We start from the raw sequence: 14,304 nt of genomic DNA, 5'->3' as shown, positions 1-14,304 counted from the left end.
CGCCGTGCCGGCGGCTTCAGCCGCCGCGGTGCGAGCGAAAGACCAGGTAGCGCGCCGACAGGAAGTTGGCGCTCATGCCGGCGAGGCTGCCCAGCGCCACGCCCAGGGCCGCGGCCCAGCGCCCTTCGACCCAGTGCAGCGTCAGCACGTAGGCGCCATAGTTCAGCACTGCGCCGGCGGCCATGGTCGCCAGATAGCCCAGGTATTCGCGCCAGAGGGAACGGCCGGCCGCTGCGCTGGCCGCGAAGGTGTAGCGGCGGTTGAAGGCCCAGGTGGTGGTCGCCGCCGCGAGGAACGACACCACGCGCGCCGCATACCAGCCCAGCAGCGGCGCCAGCAGGTACAGCACGACCACGTCGACCACGAGCCCGATCACGCCGACGGCGGCGAACGAGAGGAACTCGCGTGCGATCTTCATCGCGAGGCGCGTGAAGCGCGGGTCGCCTGCTCGCGCACGCCCGGAATCGCGAGATAGCGCAGCCGCTTGGCCTCCCGCCGCCCCAGCGTGATGGCCTGCATGACGACGCCGCACACGAAGGACAGCATGGCCGCCAGCATCGCGCCCGTGGCCAGCACCGCCGTGGGGAGCCGGGGCACCAGGCCGGTGTGCATGTAGGTCATGACGAGCGGCAGGACCAGCGCGACCGACATCAGCACGAGCAGCCCCCCGATGATCGAGAAGAACTGCAGCGGCCGCTCGCTCACGAACAGCTTGCAGATGGTCTTCAGGATGCGCCAGCCGTCGCGGTAGGTCGAGAGCTTGCTGACGGAGCCTTCGGGGCGCGTGCTGTAGGCGGTGCCTTCCTCTGCATAGGGCATGCGCAGTTCGAGCGCGTGCACGGTGAGCTCGGTCTCGGTCTCGAAGCCCCGCGACAGCGCCGGGAACGACTTGGCATAGCGCCGCGAGAACACGCGGTAGCCCGAGAGCATGTCGCTGAGGCCACCTCCGAACAGCTGCGCCACGGCGCCCGTGAGCATGCGGTTGCCGAGGCGGTGGCCGGTGCGGTAGGTGTGCGCGTCCTGGCCGTCGTCCACGCGGCTGCCGACCACCATGTCGAGGTTGTCGTTCACCAGCCGGTCGATGAGCCGGCGCGCGGCGCCGGCGTCGTAGGTGGCATCGCCGTCGACCATCACGTACACGTCGGCCTCGACGTCGGCGAACATGCGCCGCACCACGTTGCCCTTGCCGCGCAGGGCCACGTGCGTGACGACGGCGCCGGCCGCGCGCGCCACGGCGGCCGTGTCGTCGCTGGAGTTGTTGTCGAAGACGTGGATCTCGGCCTCGGGCAGCGCGGCGCGAAAGCCCGCGACCACCTGGGCGATGGCCAGCGCCTCGTTGTAGCAGGGGATGACCGCGGCAATGCGCAGGCCGGTGTTGCCTGGAACGGCGAGGGAATCGGTGTCGGTCATGGTGCGGCGGGAAGGATACGGTAGACCCGGCTGCCGTCTTTCTCGTACTCCACGGCGAAGTACTTGTCGAAATCGATGCGCGCGCTGAACACGGGCACCACGGAGTCCGGCAGGACCACCGCGGTGAAGCCCATGTCGCCGAGCTTGCGCGCGAGATCGCCGCCAGACAGGCGTCCGAAGTCGGTGTAGCGCCACGGCCCGAGCGTGTCGCCCCAGATGGGGTTGGGGCCGTAGTAGATCGCCTCGTTCAGCGCGATCTGGTAGACGCGGCCGGTGGCGTTGCGGCGCAGGTAGTCCATCACGGCGTAGCCCGGCACGTGCCGGCGCAGCACGGCCTCGCGAGCCTCGGGCGTGATCGAAACCATCGCGACCTTGGCGGCGGTCTGGCGCACCGAGACGGCGGCCAGCACGGCCAGCAGCAGCACGGCCACCCAGTCGCCCACGCGGGCCGGCGTGCGCCGCGTGACGGCAGCAGGCGGCGCGTCCTGCGCCGTGTTCCTGGCGCCGAACATGCGGCGAACGCCCGAGACGATCCAGCCGAACAGCACCTGCCAGCCGATCGCCGCGATCGCGGCCAGCAGCGGGAACGAGGCTGTCAGGTAGCGCGGATAGCGCGAGGTCACGACCCAGACGGCCACCGAATACAGGCAGAACCAGCCGGCTGCACGCACCGCCGCCGAACGCTTCCACCACACGCTGAACGGCGCGAAGAACACGGACCAGATCAGCGCGTTGGGCAGCTCGGCGTGCACGCGCACGTCGGCCACCTGCTGCACGTAGTCGGCCGGCGTCCACTCGGTGAAGCCGAACACGCGCGCGCCGATGGGGTTGAACGGGTCGCCCGTCATGATGGCGTTGCGCGCATACCAGTACACGCACGGAACCAGGAAGCAGGCGAATACCAGCGCCCAGGCCCGGGGCCGGCGCTCGTGCCGGACGACGAACACCGCCACCAGCGGCAGGAAGATCAACGCCTGGTACTTCGAGCCAGCGGCCACGCCGAGGCAGAACGCGGCCACGCCGAGCCAGCGCATGCCGCCGTGCGCGGGCTTGCCGGGCTCCGATTCGCGCCACCACCACAGCGCCACGCAGGCCGACAGCACGAACAGCGCCACGCCCATGTCGATCAGCGCGTTGGAGTAATCGCCGAGCCCCAGCCAGATGGCCGCGCCGATGCAGGCGGTGAGCCGGTTGGCGTGCAGGATGCCCAGGCGATAGACCATCACCACCGACAACGCACCCGCCAGCGCATTGAGGAAGTGCGGCAGCACGTCGTCGCCGAGCTGCAGCGCGGCGGCGTAGAGCAGGTTGTAGTTGTACGGGAACCAGGGATAGCGCAGCCAGTCGTGGATGCCCAGCGAGCCCTGCTGTGCGACCTGGCGCGCGTACGGCAGGTGGTACATCAGTTCGTCGAAGGCAATCGGCGGCACGAGCGGCGCCACCAGCGCGGGCAGCGCGACCAGGGCCAGCGCAATCAGCGCGATGCGCTCGACGTAGGTCCACGGCGCGGCGGGTTCGTTTGCGCGCAAGGCGCGCCGCTCGCGCAGCCACGACGGAAGCTGGAGCGCGGCGGCCACCACGCCTGCCACCACGAGCGCCACGGTCGCGCCGGCCTTGAAAGCACCGAAGATGGCCAGCGCCTGGAAGGCACAGATGTACAGGCCGACCCCGAGTGCGACGGCCATGGCCGCTTCGAGCCCCGCATCGCGGCGCGGCGGCGGGGCCAGGCGGCCCAGCAGCGCGCGGCCGAAGCCCCAGCAGCCGATCACGAAAATCGACAAGGCCGCGTAATGCGCGGCTGCAAACATCAGCTTCTGAATAACAACTCCCGGCGCCGGGCGGCCGCGCCGGCCGGCAGGTTCAAAGATTGGGCGCCAGCAGACGCTCGAGATAGGACTCGCTCTCCTTGCGCCGCGCGGCCTGGTCCTGCAGCTGGTCGTGACCGATCTTGCCGACGTTGAAGTACGTCGAATCGGGGTGACTCAGGTAGAAACCACTCACGCTGGCGGCGGGCATCATAGCGAGGCTTTCCGTCAGGGTCATGCCAATGTCCGCGCAACCCAGAAGGTCGAACATCGGGCCCTTCACGCTGTGGTCCGGGCAGGCCGGGTAGCCGGGCGCGGGGCGGATGCCGCGGTATTTCTCCGCGATCATGTCGTCGTTGCTCAGGCTCTCGTCGCTCGCGTAGCCCCAGAGGTCGGTGCGCACCCGGTGGTGCAGCGACTCGGCGAAGGCCTCGGCCAATCGGTCGGCCAAAGCCTTGAGCATGATGGCGGAGTAGTCGTCGAGATCATCGACGAAGTACTTCTCTTTTTTCTCGACGCCCAGGCCGGCCGTGACGGCGAACATGCCGACGTAGTCCTTCACGCCGCTGTCCTTCGGCGCCACGAAGTCGGCGAGGCAGCGGCTCGGGCGCATCACGCCGTCGATCACCTGCTTCTCGGTCTGCTGGCGCATGCCGTACCAGGTGAGCGCGACTTCGCTGCGCGTCTCGTCGGTGTAGAGCTCGATGTCGTCGTCGTTCACCGTGTTGGCGGGCCAGAAACCGACCACGCCGCTGGCGCTGAGCCAGCGGCCTTCGATCAGGCGCTTGAGCATGCGCTGGCCGTCGGCGTACACGCGCACGGCCTCGGTGCCGACGATCTCGTCCTTCAGGATGGCGGGGAACGGGCCGGCCAGGTCCCAGGTCTGGAAGAACGGGCCCCAGTCGATGTACTTGGCCAGCTCGGTGAGGTCGAAGTTCTTGAACACGCGCCGGCCGATGAACTTGGGCACCGGCGGCAGGTAGTTCGCGAAATCGACGGGCGTCTTGTTGGCGCGCGCCTTCGCGAGGGGCCACATGGGCACCTGCTTCTTGTTGGCGTGCTGCTGGCGCACCTTGTCGTAGTCGGCGTTGATCTCGTCGATGTAGGCGGTGGCCTGATCGCTCAGGAGCGACTGCGCCACGCTCACGCTGCGCGAGGCGTCGGGCACGTAGACCACGGGGCCTTCGTAGTGCGGCGCGATCTTCACGGCCGTGTGCACGCGGCTGGTGGTGGCGCCGCCGATCAGAAGCGGAATCTTCTTGATGCGGAAGTGGTCGTCCTTCTGCATCTCGCCGGCCACGTACTGCATCTCTTCGAGGCTCGGCGTGATCAGGCCCGACAGGCCCACGATGTCCGCACCCTCGACTTTCGCCTTCGCAAGAATTTCGTGGCACGGGACCATCACGCCCATGTTCACCACTTCGAAGTTGTTGCACTGGAGCACGACGGTCACGATGTTCTTGCCGATGTCGTGCACGTCGCCCTTCACGGTGGCGATGATGATCTTGCCCTTGGTGCGCACGTCGCGGCCCGCGGCCTCGTCCTGGCGCTTTTCTTCCTCGATGTAGGGAATGAGGTGGGCCACGGCCGACTTCATGACGCGGGCGGACTTCACCACCTGCGGCAGGAACATCTTGCCCTGGCCGAACAGGTCGCCCACGATGTTCATGCCGTCCATCAGCGGCCCTTCGATCACGTGCAGCGGGCGGCCGCCCTTGGCCAGAATGGCCTGATAGGCCTCCTCGGTGTCTTCGACGATGAAGTCGGTGATGCCGTGCACCATGGCGTGCGACAGGCGCTGGTTGACCGGCACCGGGTTCTCCGGCGTGCCGCGCCATTCGAGCTTCTTGCTGTCGTCTTTCGCGCCGCTCTTGGCGGTCTCGGCCACCTCGACGAGGCGCTCGCCGGCGTCGGGACGGCGGTTCAGCACCACGTCCTCGACGCGCTCGCGCAGCTCGGGTTCGAGGTCGTCGTACACGCCCACCATGCCGGCGTTGACGATGCCCATGTCCATGCCCGCCTGGATGGCGTGGTACAGGAACACGGTGTGGATCGCCTCGCGCACCGGGTCGTTGCCGCGGAAGCTGAAGCTCACGTTGCTCACGCCGCCCGAGACCTTGGCGCCCGGCAGGTTCTGCTTGATCCAGCGCACGGCGTTGATGAAGTCGACCGCGTAGTTGTCGTGCTCCTCGATGCCGGTGGCAATCGCGAAAATGTTGGGGTCGAAGATGATGTCCTCGGGCGGGAAGCCCACCTCGTCCACCAGGATGCGGTAGGCGCGCTCGCAGATCTCGATCTTCCGCGCGTAGGTGTCGGCCTGGCCCTTCTCGTCGAAGGCCATGACCACGGCGGCGGCGCCGTAGCGCTTCACGAGCTTGGCCTCGTGCTTGAACTTGTCGACCCCCTCCTTCATGGAGATGGAGTTGACGATGCCCTTGCCCTGGATGCAGCGCAGGCCGGCCTCGATGACCTCCCACTTCGAGCTGTCGACCATCACCGGCACGCGCGCGATGTCGGGCTCGCTGGCGATGAGGTTGAGGAAGCGCACCATCGCCGCCTTGCTGTCGAGCATGGCCTCGTCCATGTTGATGTCGATCACCTGCGCGCCGTTCTCGACCTGTTGGCGCGCCACGGCCAGGGCTTCTTCGAACTGGCCGTTCAGGATCATCCGCGCGAAGGCCTTGGAGCCGGTGACGTTGGTGCGCTCGCCGATGTTGACGAACAGCGTGCCCGCTCCGATGGCGACCGGTTCGAGGCCGGACAGCTTCATGGGCGGGGGAACAACGGGGGCGGAATCGGGGGTAGCTGGAGCGGGAATCTGGGACATGGCCTCACCTGCGGAAGAGTCGGACAGGCGAGCGTCGTTGTCGCCCCAAGCCTGACGGCCGGCCTGCGAGGCCCGCCGCTGCAACGCTCCTTGGGAAGTGGTGCATTTTAGGTCGATTCAACCGGCCAAGGTAAAAGCCCCCGTTTCCGCTCCCGCCCGCCGGCTCAGGCGGGTTGCGCCTCGCCCATGGCCGAAGCCGGCAGGCCGAACACGCGATCGAAAGCCCAGTTGAAGACGAAGGTGTAGACCAGGAAAAACACCACCAGCCCCAGGTCCATCACCAGCGCCTGCCAGAGCGACACGCCCAGGCCCCAGGCGAACATCGGCACCAGGAAGGCTATCAGCCCGCCCTCGAAGCCGATGGCATGGGCGACGCGGCGGCGCACGCTGCGCCCGCGCACGGCCTGGCGCGACTCCCAGCGCTCGAAGAGCGCGTTGAAGACCAGGTTCCAGATCACCGCGATGACCGAGGCGGCCACCGCCAGCACGCCGGAATGGCCCAGGCCGGCGTCCGTCATCAAGGCCAGCCCGGCGCTGGCGGCGACGATGGCGATGCCTTCGTAAAGGGTGATGTAGACGATGCGACGCTGAATGCCCTGCATGACGCTTTTCTCCTGGTTCGTGGCTGCGATGTCTGGACTTTATGTGTCACGCGCTGATATAAAAAGTTAACTTGTTTCAGTTTTATTGAAAGATCGGGCGCCATGGCCTTCTCCAGCGACAACATCGAAGTCTTCCTGGCCGTGATCGACCACGGTTCTTTCTCTGCCGCGGCGCGGGCGCTGCGCAAGGTGCCATCGGCGGTCAGCATGGCCATCGCCAACCTCGAGGCCGAACTCGCCCTGCCGCTGTTCGACCGCAGCGGCCGCGAGCCCCAGCCCACGGCCGCGGCACGTTCGCTGGAGCCTCAGGCGCGGCTGCTGGCGGCACAACTCGGGCAGCTCCAGGTACAGGCGCTGGCGCTGACCCAGGGGCTGGAAGACCGGCTCACGCTGGCCATCGCGCCCGAACTGCTGGCCGCGCCCTGGAGCGGCCCGCTGGCCGAACTGGCACGCGAACACCCGCTGCTGCAGGTGGAGGTGCTGGCGGCCCCGCAAGCGGATGCATTGGCGCTGCTGCACAGCGGTCGCGCGCAGCTGGCGCTGGTGTTCGAGCGCCCGAGCCTCGACGGCCGCGAAGGCTTCCAGGAAGTCGGCAGCGACCTGATGGTGGCTGTGATGGCGCCCGACCACCCCGTGCTGCTCGCGGCGCCGGGCGGCCGGCTGCGCGAGGAGCATCTGACGAACACCCGGCAGATCGTCGTGGCCGGCCGCGACCTCGCCAACAGCGATCCGCGCTTCGTGTTCGCGCGCCACGTCTGGCGCACCGACAACGCGCTGGCCGCGCTGAGCCTGATCACCGCCGGGCTGGGCTGGGGCTGGCTGCCGCGCAATTTCGCGCGGCCGCACGTGGCGGCCGGGGCGCTGGTCGAGATTCCGTTCGAGAACCTCAGCAACGGGCTGGACCTGTGGGTGGACGTCGTGTGGTCACGTAAGCGCCCACTTGGGCTGGGAGCCCAGCGCTTCGTGGCACTGATAGGGAAAGACCGGGTAGCCCCCGGCGAGTGCAGCCCCAAGACCGGCGGAAACTAGCTGCCGGCCTCTTCAGCGGTCGTGGCCGCGGCCGCCGCCATGGCCACCCCCGTGCCCGTCGCCATGGCCACCCCCGCCATGACCGCCACCCCCGTGCGGTCGTCCGCCGCCACCACCGGGATGCGAATGCGGCATGCCAGGCGCCGGCCCCGGACGGAAGCTCGGCTGCGGCCGCGGCGGCCTGATGCCGGGGTCCGGCGGCGGACGGAATCCAGGGCCCGATGGCCGGAACCCGGGGCCAGGCTGCCAGGGACGCGGCTGCCACGCCGGCCTGGCTGGCGGCGGCGGACGCCAGCCCGCCACGGGCGGCGGTGGGCGGCCGCCCCACCAGCGCCGCTCGCCGTACCACGGCCGGTCGCGGTAGTAGCTGGCCCAGTAGCTGCCGATCGCGAAGCTGATGATCGGCACGCCGATCACCGCGCCGTAGGTCGCCAGCGGCACGCGCCGCTCCTGGTAGGCGTAGTCGAGGCTGCGCGACCACACCCAGCCGCGCCCGCCGTCGGGCAGCACCACGTCGCACCAGCCATAGCCGCTGGTGCAGCCGATCACGTCGAGCGGCTGGCCGGGCCCGAGCCGCGCCACCAGCGGATAGTCGCCCGAGGGGCCGGCGCGCAGGTTGACCGTGCCGCGGGTGAAGGCCTGCTGCGCCGCGGCCGCAAGCGGCAGGATCAGGGCAAGCGCGCCGATGCCGATCCAGCGTGGGGCGAGTGTGTTCATGGCGGGCTCCTGTTCTTGTGCCAGCCAGCCTAGGCCGGGGCAGGAGCGCCTGTCAATCGGCCGGAGGCGCGATCAGGCAGCCTCGCGGTAGAAACCCGCGTTGTGGCTGCCCAGTGCGCGGCCCGCGACCGGCGCAACCGCCTTGCCGATGGCCGCGATGTGGTCCGGCGTGGTGCCGCAGCAGCCGCCCACGATGTTCACCAGCCCTTCGGCCGCGAACTCGTGCAGCAGGCGCGAGGTGACGTCGGGCGTCTCGTCGAAGCCGGTTTCGCTCATCGGATTGGGCAGGCCCGCGTTCGGATAGCAGCTGATGAAGGTGTCGCCCGCCACCTTCGACAGTTCCTGGATGTAGGGCCGCATCAGCGCCGCGCCCAGCGCGCAGTTCAGGCCGATGGCCAGCGGCTGCGCGTGGCGCACGCTGTGCCAGAAGGCGGTGACGGTCTGTCCGCTGAGGATGCGGCCGGAGGCATCGGTCACCGTGCCGCTGATGATCAGCGGCAGGCGCTGGCCGCTGTTGTCGAAATACTCGTCGACCGCGAACAACGCGGCCTTTGCGTTGAGCGTGTCGAAGATGGTCTCGACCAGGATCACGTCGGCGCCGCCCTCGACCAGCGCTTCGGTCTGCTCGTAGTAGGCCGCGCGCAGTGCTTCGAAATCGACGTTGCGCGCGCCCGGGTCGTTCACGTCGGGGCTGATGCTCGCCGTCTTGGGGGTCGGGCCGAGGGCGCCGGCCACGAAGCGCGGCTTGTCCGGCGTGCTGAACTTGTCGCAGGCCGCGCGCGCCAGCCTGGCGGATTCGAGGTTCATCTCGCGCGCGAGATGGGCCATCTTGTAGTCCTCCTGTGCGATGGTGGTCGCACCGAAGGTGTTGGTCTCGATCAGGTCGGCGCCGGCCGCGAGGTAGCCCTCGTGGATGTCGCGGATCACGTCGGGGCGCGTGAGCGAGAGCAGCTCGTTGTTGCCCTTCACGTCGCGCTCGAAGTCCTTGAAGCGCTCCCCGCGGTACTGCGCCTCGGTGAGCTTGAAGCGCTGGATCATCGTGCCCATCGCGCCGTCGAGGATCGCGATGCGTTGCGCGAGGATGCCGGGCAGTGCCTGGCCGCGGGTGTAGGTGAGGGGCTTCGTCATTCCCGCGATTGTAAAAACCCCGGCCTGGCCCGGCTCCCGGGCGGGTCTTGGCGGGCCCGGCCGCAGGGGCGCTAGTCCGACCCGCCCGCAATCTCGGTCAGCGCCTGCACGAAGCGCGCGTTCTCCTCGTCGGTGCCCACCGACACCCGGATGAAGGTCTCGAAGCCCGGCTCCTTCCAGGGCTTGACGATGATCCCGCGCGCCAGCAGCGCCTCGTTGACCGGCCCGTTCGGCCGTGCGAGGTCGACGAACAGGAAGTTGGCCGCCGAGGGCGCGATGCGCAGGCCCGGAAGGACCGACTGCGCGAGCGTGCGAAGCTGCGCCGCCAGCACCTCGCGCTGCCGCACGGTGCGCTCCACCGCCCGCGCCATATGAGGCTCGTCGCCCCAGGCCGCCAGCGCCGCGGCCTGTGCCGCGAGGTTGACGTTGAAGGGCGTGCGCACCCGGTCGAGCAGCTGCACCAGCGCCTCGTCGGAAGCGATGCCGTAGCCCACCCGCAGGCCCGCGAGCGCCCAGGCCTTCGAGAAGGTGCGCAGCACGATCCACGGACGGCCTGCGGCTGCGTCGGCCCCCTCCCACGCGCGCAGCATCGAAAGGACGTCGGGATAGCCGGGCGCCAGCCGCGCGTACTCGTGGTACGCCTCGTCCACCACCAGCAGCGTGCCCGCCGGCACCGCCGCGAGCAGGCGCGCGAAGTCGCCGGCATCGAACATGCAGCCGACCGGGTTCGAGGGATTGGCCAGCATCACCATCTTGGGTCCGCGCGCGAGCGCCGCGCACCAGGCATCGAGGTCGAAGCCGAGCGCCGGCGTGAGCGCCAGCAGCTCGACCTGCGCGCCCATCATGCGCGGGTAGATCTCGTGCAGCCCGAAGGCGGGGCGCTGCGTGAGCACGCGGTCGCCTGGCGAGAGCAGCGCCTGGCACAGCATCTGGAGGATGTCCTCGGAGCCGTTGCCGATCACCACCTGCGCGGGCTGCGCACCCGTGCGCCCGGCGATCGCGGCGCGCAGCGCGGTGCAGTTGGCGTCGGGGTAGGTGCCAGCACGCGCGGCCAGATCGACCAGGGCGCGCGCCACAGCGGGGCTGGCACCGTACGGGTTCTCGTTGCTCGCGAGCCGCGCGATCTCGGTGGCGCCGTAGCGCGCGCGCACGGCGTCCGAGGACAGGCCCGCGTTGTAGGGCGGCAGCGGCGGCACTTCGGGGCGTGCGAGGGCGTGGATGGTGGTTGTGTTCACAGGTCGAATACCTTGCCGGGATGGAGCGGGTGAAGGAAATCGAGTGCCTGGCCGGGCGCAGCGAGAAAGTCCGGTGCGTTCACCCGCGGCGGCCTTCGACGAAACCGAGCACCGCCTCCAGCATCCTGCGCACATGCGGTTGCACGCCCGCCGCCACCTCGGGCAGGTAGTCGAACGGCAACTGCTCCTGCATGTAGCTCGACTGCGTCATCTCCAGCTGCACCGCGTGCACGCCGCCGGCCGGATTCCCGTACTGGCGCGTGATGTGGCCGCCCGTGAAGCGGCCGTTGAGCACGCCGGTGTAGCCCGTGGCCGATTTCGCGATGCCGAGCAGCGTTTCGGCCAGCGCCGGGTCACAGCTCGCGCCGTTGGCGGTGCCGAGGTTCAGGTCGGGCAGCTTGCCCTCGAAGAAGCGCGGCAGCACCGAGCGGATCGAGTGCGCGTCCCACAGCGCGATGGTGCCGTGCGCGGCCTTCAGGCGGTCGAGCTCGGCCCGCAGCTGCCGGTGGTACGGCACCCAGATCGCATCGCGGCGCGCGGCGACTTCGTCGTCGTCCGGCACGTCGGCAGGGTTGGCGTAGACCGGCGTGTCGTCGAAGGTGTCGACGGGGCACAGGCCGGTGACGCTCTGGCCCGGGTACAGGCTCGCGCCGTCCGGCGGACGGTTCAGGTCGACCACGTAGCGCGAGTGCGTGGCCGCGAGCACCGAGGCGCCCAGTTCATCGGCGAAGTCGTAGAGCCGTTCGAGGTGCCAGTCGGTGTCGGGCACGTGGCGCGCTTCGTCGGTGAAGCGGGCGGCGAGCGCGGTCGGCACGTGGGTGCCGACGTGCGGCATCGAGATCAGCAGCGGGCGTGTGCCCTGGCGGAAGCGGAAGGCGGGTTCGGTGGTCGTGAAGGCCATGGGAATTCAGTCCTTGAGAAGTTGAGTGCGCGCGGCCACGAAGGCGGCCGCGGCGTCGTCATGCAGCGTGTGGCGTCCGGCCGCCACACGCGCGCGGCCCGCGGCCCAGACGCTGTCGATGGCGGAGGTGCGGTGGCTCGCGAAAACGTGGGCCGAGAGCATGTCGGGCGCCGACAAGCCCTGCAGCGCGAGGTGCGCGGCATCGAGCACGACGAAGTCGGCCTGCTGCCCCACGGCCAGCCCGCCGACGGCACGGCCCGAGGCTTGCGCCCCGCCCTGCACCGCCTCGAGCGTGAACGCGGTCGCGACATGCGGCTGCACCGCGCTCGCGCCGACGTTGCGCTGCCGCCGCGACAGGCGCTGGCCGTATTCGAGCATCAGCAGTTCTTCGGCCGCGTTGACGCTGGCGTGGCTGTCGGAGCCCACGCCCCACGCGCCGCCATGGCTGCGCCACTGGGGAAAGTCGAAGATGCCGTCGCCCAGATTGGCCTCGGTCGTCGGGCAGAGGCCCGCGACCGCGCCGCTCTTGGCGGCGTACTCGTACTCGGCGGCGTTCATGTGCGTTGCATGGACAAGGCACCAGCGCGCATCGACCGGTGCATGGTCGAGCAGCCACTCGACCGGGCGCAACCCGCTCCATTCCACGCAGTCGTCCACTTCCTTCGTCTGCTCGGCGATGTGAATGTGGATGGGGGCGGTGCGGTCGATGGCTTCGAGCCCCGCGATCGCATCGCGCAGCGCCTCGGGCGGCACGGCGCGCAGCGAGTGCGGCGCCATGCCGAGCCGAGCCCCCTGTTCGTCGCACGCCGGCTTCAATGCGTCGAGCAGGCGCAGCATCGAGTCGGTCGACCTGATGAAGCGGCGCTGCCCTTCCGTGGGCGGCACGTCGCCGAAGCCGCCGGTCTGGTAGAGCACCGGCAGCAGCGTGAAGCCGATGCCGGCCTTGCGCGCAGCACGCAGCAGCGCAAGGCTCAGGGTCGCGTCGTCGGCATAGGGGCGGCCGTCGGTGTCGTGATGCACATACTGGAACTCGCACACGCTCGTGTAGCCGGCTTCGAGCATCTCGGCATAGAGCCAGGTCGCGATGGCTTCCATGTGCTGCGGGCCGAGGCGTGCGGCAAAGCGGTACATCAGCGTGCGCCAGCTCCAGAAGCTGTCGTGCTGCTCGGCGCGGTGCTCGGTCAGGCCCGCGAAGGCGCGCTGGAAGGCGTGCGAATGCAGGTTGGGCATGCCGGGGATCAGCGGGCCTTTGACAGTTTGCGCGTCGGCGGGGCGTTGCGCGCCGGCCTGCACCTGCGTGAGCCGGCCGGCGTCGTTCCATGCCAGCAGGACGTTCTTCGCCCAGCCTTCGGGCAGCAGCGCGTCGGCTGCGAAAAGCGTTTGTGTCATGCCTGGACTCCTGCCGCGATGCGGCCTTGGCGCACCACGGTGCGCACGGGTTGCTGGCCGAACCAGTACGCCAGCTCGGCCGCCTCGCGCACGTTCCACAACACGAAGTTGGCGGGCATGCCTTCGGCGATCGCGCCGTGCGTGGCCTGCAGGCCCAGCGCACGCGCCGCATGCCGCGTGATGCCGGCCAGTGCCTCGGGCACCGTCAGCCGAAACAGCGTGCAGGCCATGTTCGCCATCAGCAGCAGGCTCAATGCCGGCGAGGTGCCGGGGTTGTGGTCGGTGGACACGGCCATCGGCACGCCGGCGGCGCGCAGTGCGTCGATCGGCGGCAGGTGCGTGTCGCGCAGGGTGTAGTAGGCGCCGGGCAGCAGCACGGCCACGGTGCCCGACCGGCGCATCGCCTCGATGCCGTCGGCCGACAGGTGTTCGATGTGGTCGCACGACAGCGCACCGTAGCGCGCGGCCAATGCCGCGCCGCCCATGTCCGACAGCTGCTCGGCATGCAGCTTCACCGGCAGGCCCAACGCCTGCGCGGCCTGGAAGACCTGCTCGGTTTCCGCGAGCGAAAAGGCGATGCGCTCGCAGAACACGTCGACCGCATCGACCAGCCCCTCGGCCGCGAGCGCCGGCAGCATCTCGCGGCAGACGAGGTCGATGTAGTCGCCGCTGCGGTTCGCGTATTCGGGCGGCAACGCATGCGCGCCGAGGAAGGTAGTGCGCACCGTCACGCCATAGGCTTCGCCCAGCCGCCGTGCCACGCGCAGCTGCTTGCGCTCGTGTTCCAGCGACAGGCCGTAGCCCGACTTGATCTCGATGGCGCAGACGCCATCGGCCAGCAGCTGTTCGAGCCGCGGCGCGGCCTGTGCGAAGAGCGTGTCCTCGTCGGCCTCGCGCGTGGCGCGCACCGACGACACGATGCCGCCGCCGGCCTTGGCCACTTCTTCGTACGTGGCGCCTGCGAGCCGCATCGCGAATTCGTTGGCGCGCTGGCCGCCGTAGACGAGGTGCGTGTGGCAATCGACGAGGCCGGGCGTGACGAGCGCTCCGCCGCCGTCGTGGGTGGGCAGTGCCGCAAATTCGGCCGGCAGCGCGTCGCGTGCGCCGGCCCAGCGGATCGCGCCCTGAATGACCACGATGGCGGCCTCGACGCCGTCTTCCAGCGCCACGCCGGATGCGGCATCGGGCGCAAGGCGCAGGCCGGTCCAGAGGCCGTCGGCCGAGGGATATTCGCTGACAGGTTTCATCATCGTCATCTTTC

Annotated in this window: 12 protein-coding genes and 1 riboswitch; of the genes, 1 reads left to right on the top strand and 11 read right to left on the bottom strand. The window is 69.6% G+C overall.

Annotated features, from left to right (window positions below):
* Positions 1–16 precede the first annotated feature (16 nt).
* The 5 genes from ACEN9N_RS25485 to ACEN9N_RS25465 all read right to left on the bottom strand — a co-directional run bounded on the left by ACEN9N_RS25485 (position 17) and on the right by ACEN9N_RS25465 (position 6,644).
* Entirely contained in the window at positions 17–418 is a 402-nt protein-coding gene (locus ACEN9N_RS25485; protein WP_495654799.1) for a GtrA family protein, read from the bottom strand.
* Complete coding sequence (locus tag ACEN9N_RS25480) at positions 415–1,410, bottom strand: glycosyltransferase family 2 protein (RefSeq protein WP_413314886.1); 996 nt, start codon at positions 1,408–1,410, stop codon at positions 415–417. Before ACEN9N_RS25480 ends, ACEN9N_RS25485 begins: the two co-directional genes overlap by 4 nt.
* A complete protein-coding gene (locus ACEN9N_RS25475; RefSeq protein ID WP_413314885.1) occupies positions 1,407–3,218 on the bottom strand; it encodes an ArnT family glycosyltransferase in 1,812 nt (603 codons plus the stop codon). The genes ACEN9N_RS25480 and ACEN9N_RS25475 overlap by 4 nt, the downstream gene beginning before the upstream one ends.
* 52 nt (positions 3,219–3,270) lie before the next feature.
* Entirely contained in the window at positions 3,271–5,985 is a 2,715-nt protein-coding gene (gene metH, locus ACEN9N_RS25470; protein WP_495654798.1) for a methionine synthase, read from the bottom strand.
* A gap of 79 nt (positions 5,986–6,064) precedes the next feature.
* Positions 6,065–6,140: riboswitch (S-adenosyl-L-homocysteine riboswitch) on the bottom strand.
* Between the two features lie 66 nt (positions 6,141–6,206).
* Positions 6,207–6,644, bottom strand: a complete 438-nt coding sequence (locus tag ACEN9N_RS25465; protein WP_007831914.1) for a PACE efflux transporter — start codon at positions 6,642–6,644, stop codon at positions 6,207–6,209.
* Positions 6,645–6,746: 102 nt separating this feature from the next.
* Between ACEN9N_RS25465 and ACEN9N_RS25460 the strand changes: the two genes are divergently transcribed.
* A complete protein-coding gene (locus tag ACEN9N_RS25460) occupies positions 6,747–7,673 on the top strand; it encodes a LysR family transcriptional regulator (protein ID WP_495654797.1) in 927 nt (308 codons plus the stop codon).
* A 12-nt stretch (positions 7,674–7,685) separates the two neighbouring features.
* Here ACEN9N_RS25460 and ACEN9N_RS25455 read toward each other — a convergent pair whose 3' ends face one another.
* From ACEN9N_RS25455 to hutI, 6 genes are all read right to left on the bottom strand, one after another.
* Positions 7,686–8,390 carry an SH3 domain-containing protein gene (locus ACEN9N_RS25455; RefSeq protein WP_495654796.1) on the bottom strand — a complete coding sequence of 235 codons (705 nt, stop codon included), beginning with the start codon at positions 8,388–8,390 and terminating at the stop codon, positions 7,686–7,688.
* A 72-nt stretch (positions 8,391–8,462) separates the two neighbouring features.
* A complete protein-coding gene (locus tag ACEN9N_RS25450) occupies positions 8,463–9,518 on the bottom strand; it encodes a homocysteine S-methyltransferase family protein (RefSeq protein WP_007831925.1) in 1,056 nt (351 codons plus the stop codon).
* A 71-nt stretch (positions 9,519–9,589) separates the two neighbouring features.
* On the bottom strand, positions 9,590–10,753 hold the full coding sequence (locus ACEN9N_RS25445) for a histidinol-phosphate transaminase (protein ID WP_413314882.1): 1,164 nt from the start codon (positions 10,751–10,753) through the stop codon (positions 9,590–9,592).
* A gap of 79 nt (positions 10,754–10,832) precedes the next feature.
* Positions 10,833–11,654, bottom strand: a complete 822-nt coding sequence (gene hutG / locus ACEN9N_RS25440) for an N-formylglutamate deformylase (RefSeq protein WP_413314881.1) — start codon at positions 11,652–11,654, stop codon at positions 10,833–10,835.
* A gap of 6 nt (positions 11,655–11,660) precedes the next feature.
* Positions 11,661–13,043, bottom strand: coding sequence for a formimidoylglutamate deiminase (locus ACEN9N_RS25435; RefSeq protein ID WP_413314879.1), 1,383 nt, complete (start codon positions 13,041–13,043; stop codon positions 11,661–11,663).
* Positions 13,040–14,290, bottom strand: a complete 1,251-nt coding sequence (gene hutI / locus ACEN9N_RS25430) for an imidazolonepropionase (protein ID WP_495656423.1) — start codon at positions 14,288–14,290, stop codon at positions 13,040–13,042. The genes ACEN9N_RS25435 and hutI overlap by 4 nt, the downstream gene beginning before the upstream one ends.
* Positions 14,291–14,304: the final 14 nt, after the last annotated feature.

This window comes from Variovorax sp. Varisp46 (genome assembly GCF_059491885.1).
Note: the sequence above shows the minus strand (reverse complement) of the source record. Positions and strands in the feature narration are given on the sequence as shown.

Bases quoted from the DNA above. Each gene is read 5' to 3' on its own strand.
- ACEN9N_RS25460 (WP_495654797.1), top strand. From the start codon at position 6,747: ATGGCCTTCTCCAGCGACAACATCGAAGTCTTCCTGGCCGTGATCGAC.
- ACEN9N_RS25465 (WP_007831914.1), bottom strand. From the start codon at position 6,644: ATGCAGGGCATTCAGCGTCGCATCGTCTACATCACCCTTTACGAAGGC.
- metH (WP_495654798.1), bottom strand. From the start codon at position 5,985: ATGAAGCTGTCCGGCCTCGAACCGGTCGCCATCGGAGCGGGCACGCTG.
- ACEN9N_RS25435 (WP_413314879.1), bottom strand. From the start codon at position 13,043: ATGACACAAACGCTTTTCGCAGCCGACGCGCTGCTGCCCGAAGGCTGG.
- ACEN9N_RS25450 (WP_007831925.1), bottom strand. From the start codon at position 9,518: ATGACGAAGCCCCTCACCTACACCCGCGGCCAGGCACTGCCCGGCATC.
- ACEN9N_RS25480 (WP_413314886.1), bottom strand. From the start codon at position 1,410: ATGACCGACACCGATTCCCTCGCCGTTCCAGGCAACACCGGCCTGCGC.
- hutG (WP_413314881.1), bottom strand. From the start codon at position 11,654: ATGGCCTTCACGACCACCGAACCCGCCTTCCGCTTCCGCCAGGGCACA.
- ACEN9N_RS25475 (WP_413314885.1), bottom strand. From the start codon at position 3,218: ATGTTTGCAGCCGCGCATTACGCGGCCTTGTCGATTTTCGTGATCGGC.
- ACEN9N_RS25485 (WP_495654799.1), bottom strand. From the start codon at position 418: ATGAAGATCGCACGCGAGTTCCTCTCGTTCGCCGCCGTCGGCGTGATC.
- hutI (WP_495656423.1), bottom strand. From the start codon at position 14,290: ATGAAACCTGTCAGCGAATATCCCTCGGCCGACGGCCTCTGGACCGGC.
- ACEN9N_RS25455 (WP_495654796.1), bottom strand. From the start codon at position 8,390: ATGAACACACTCGCCCCACGCTGGATCGGCATCGGCGCGCTTGCCCTG.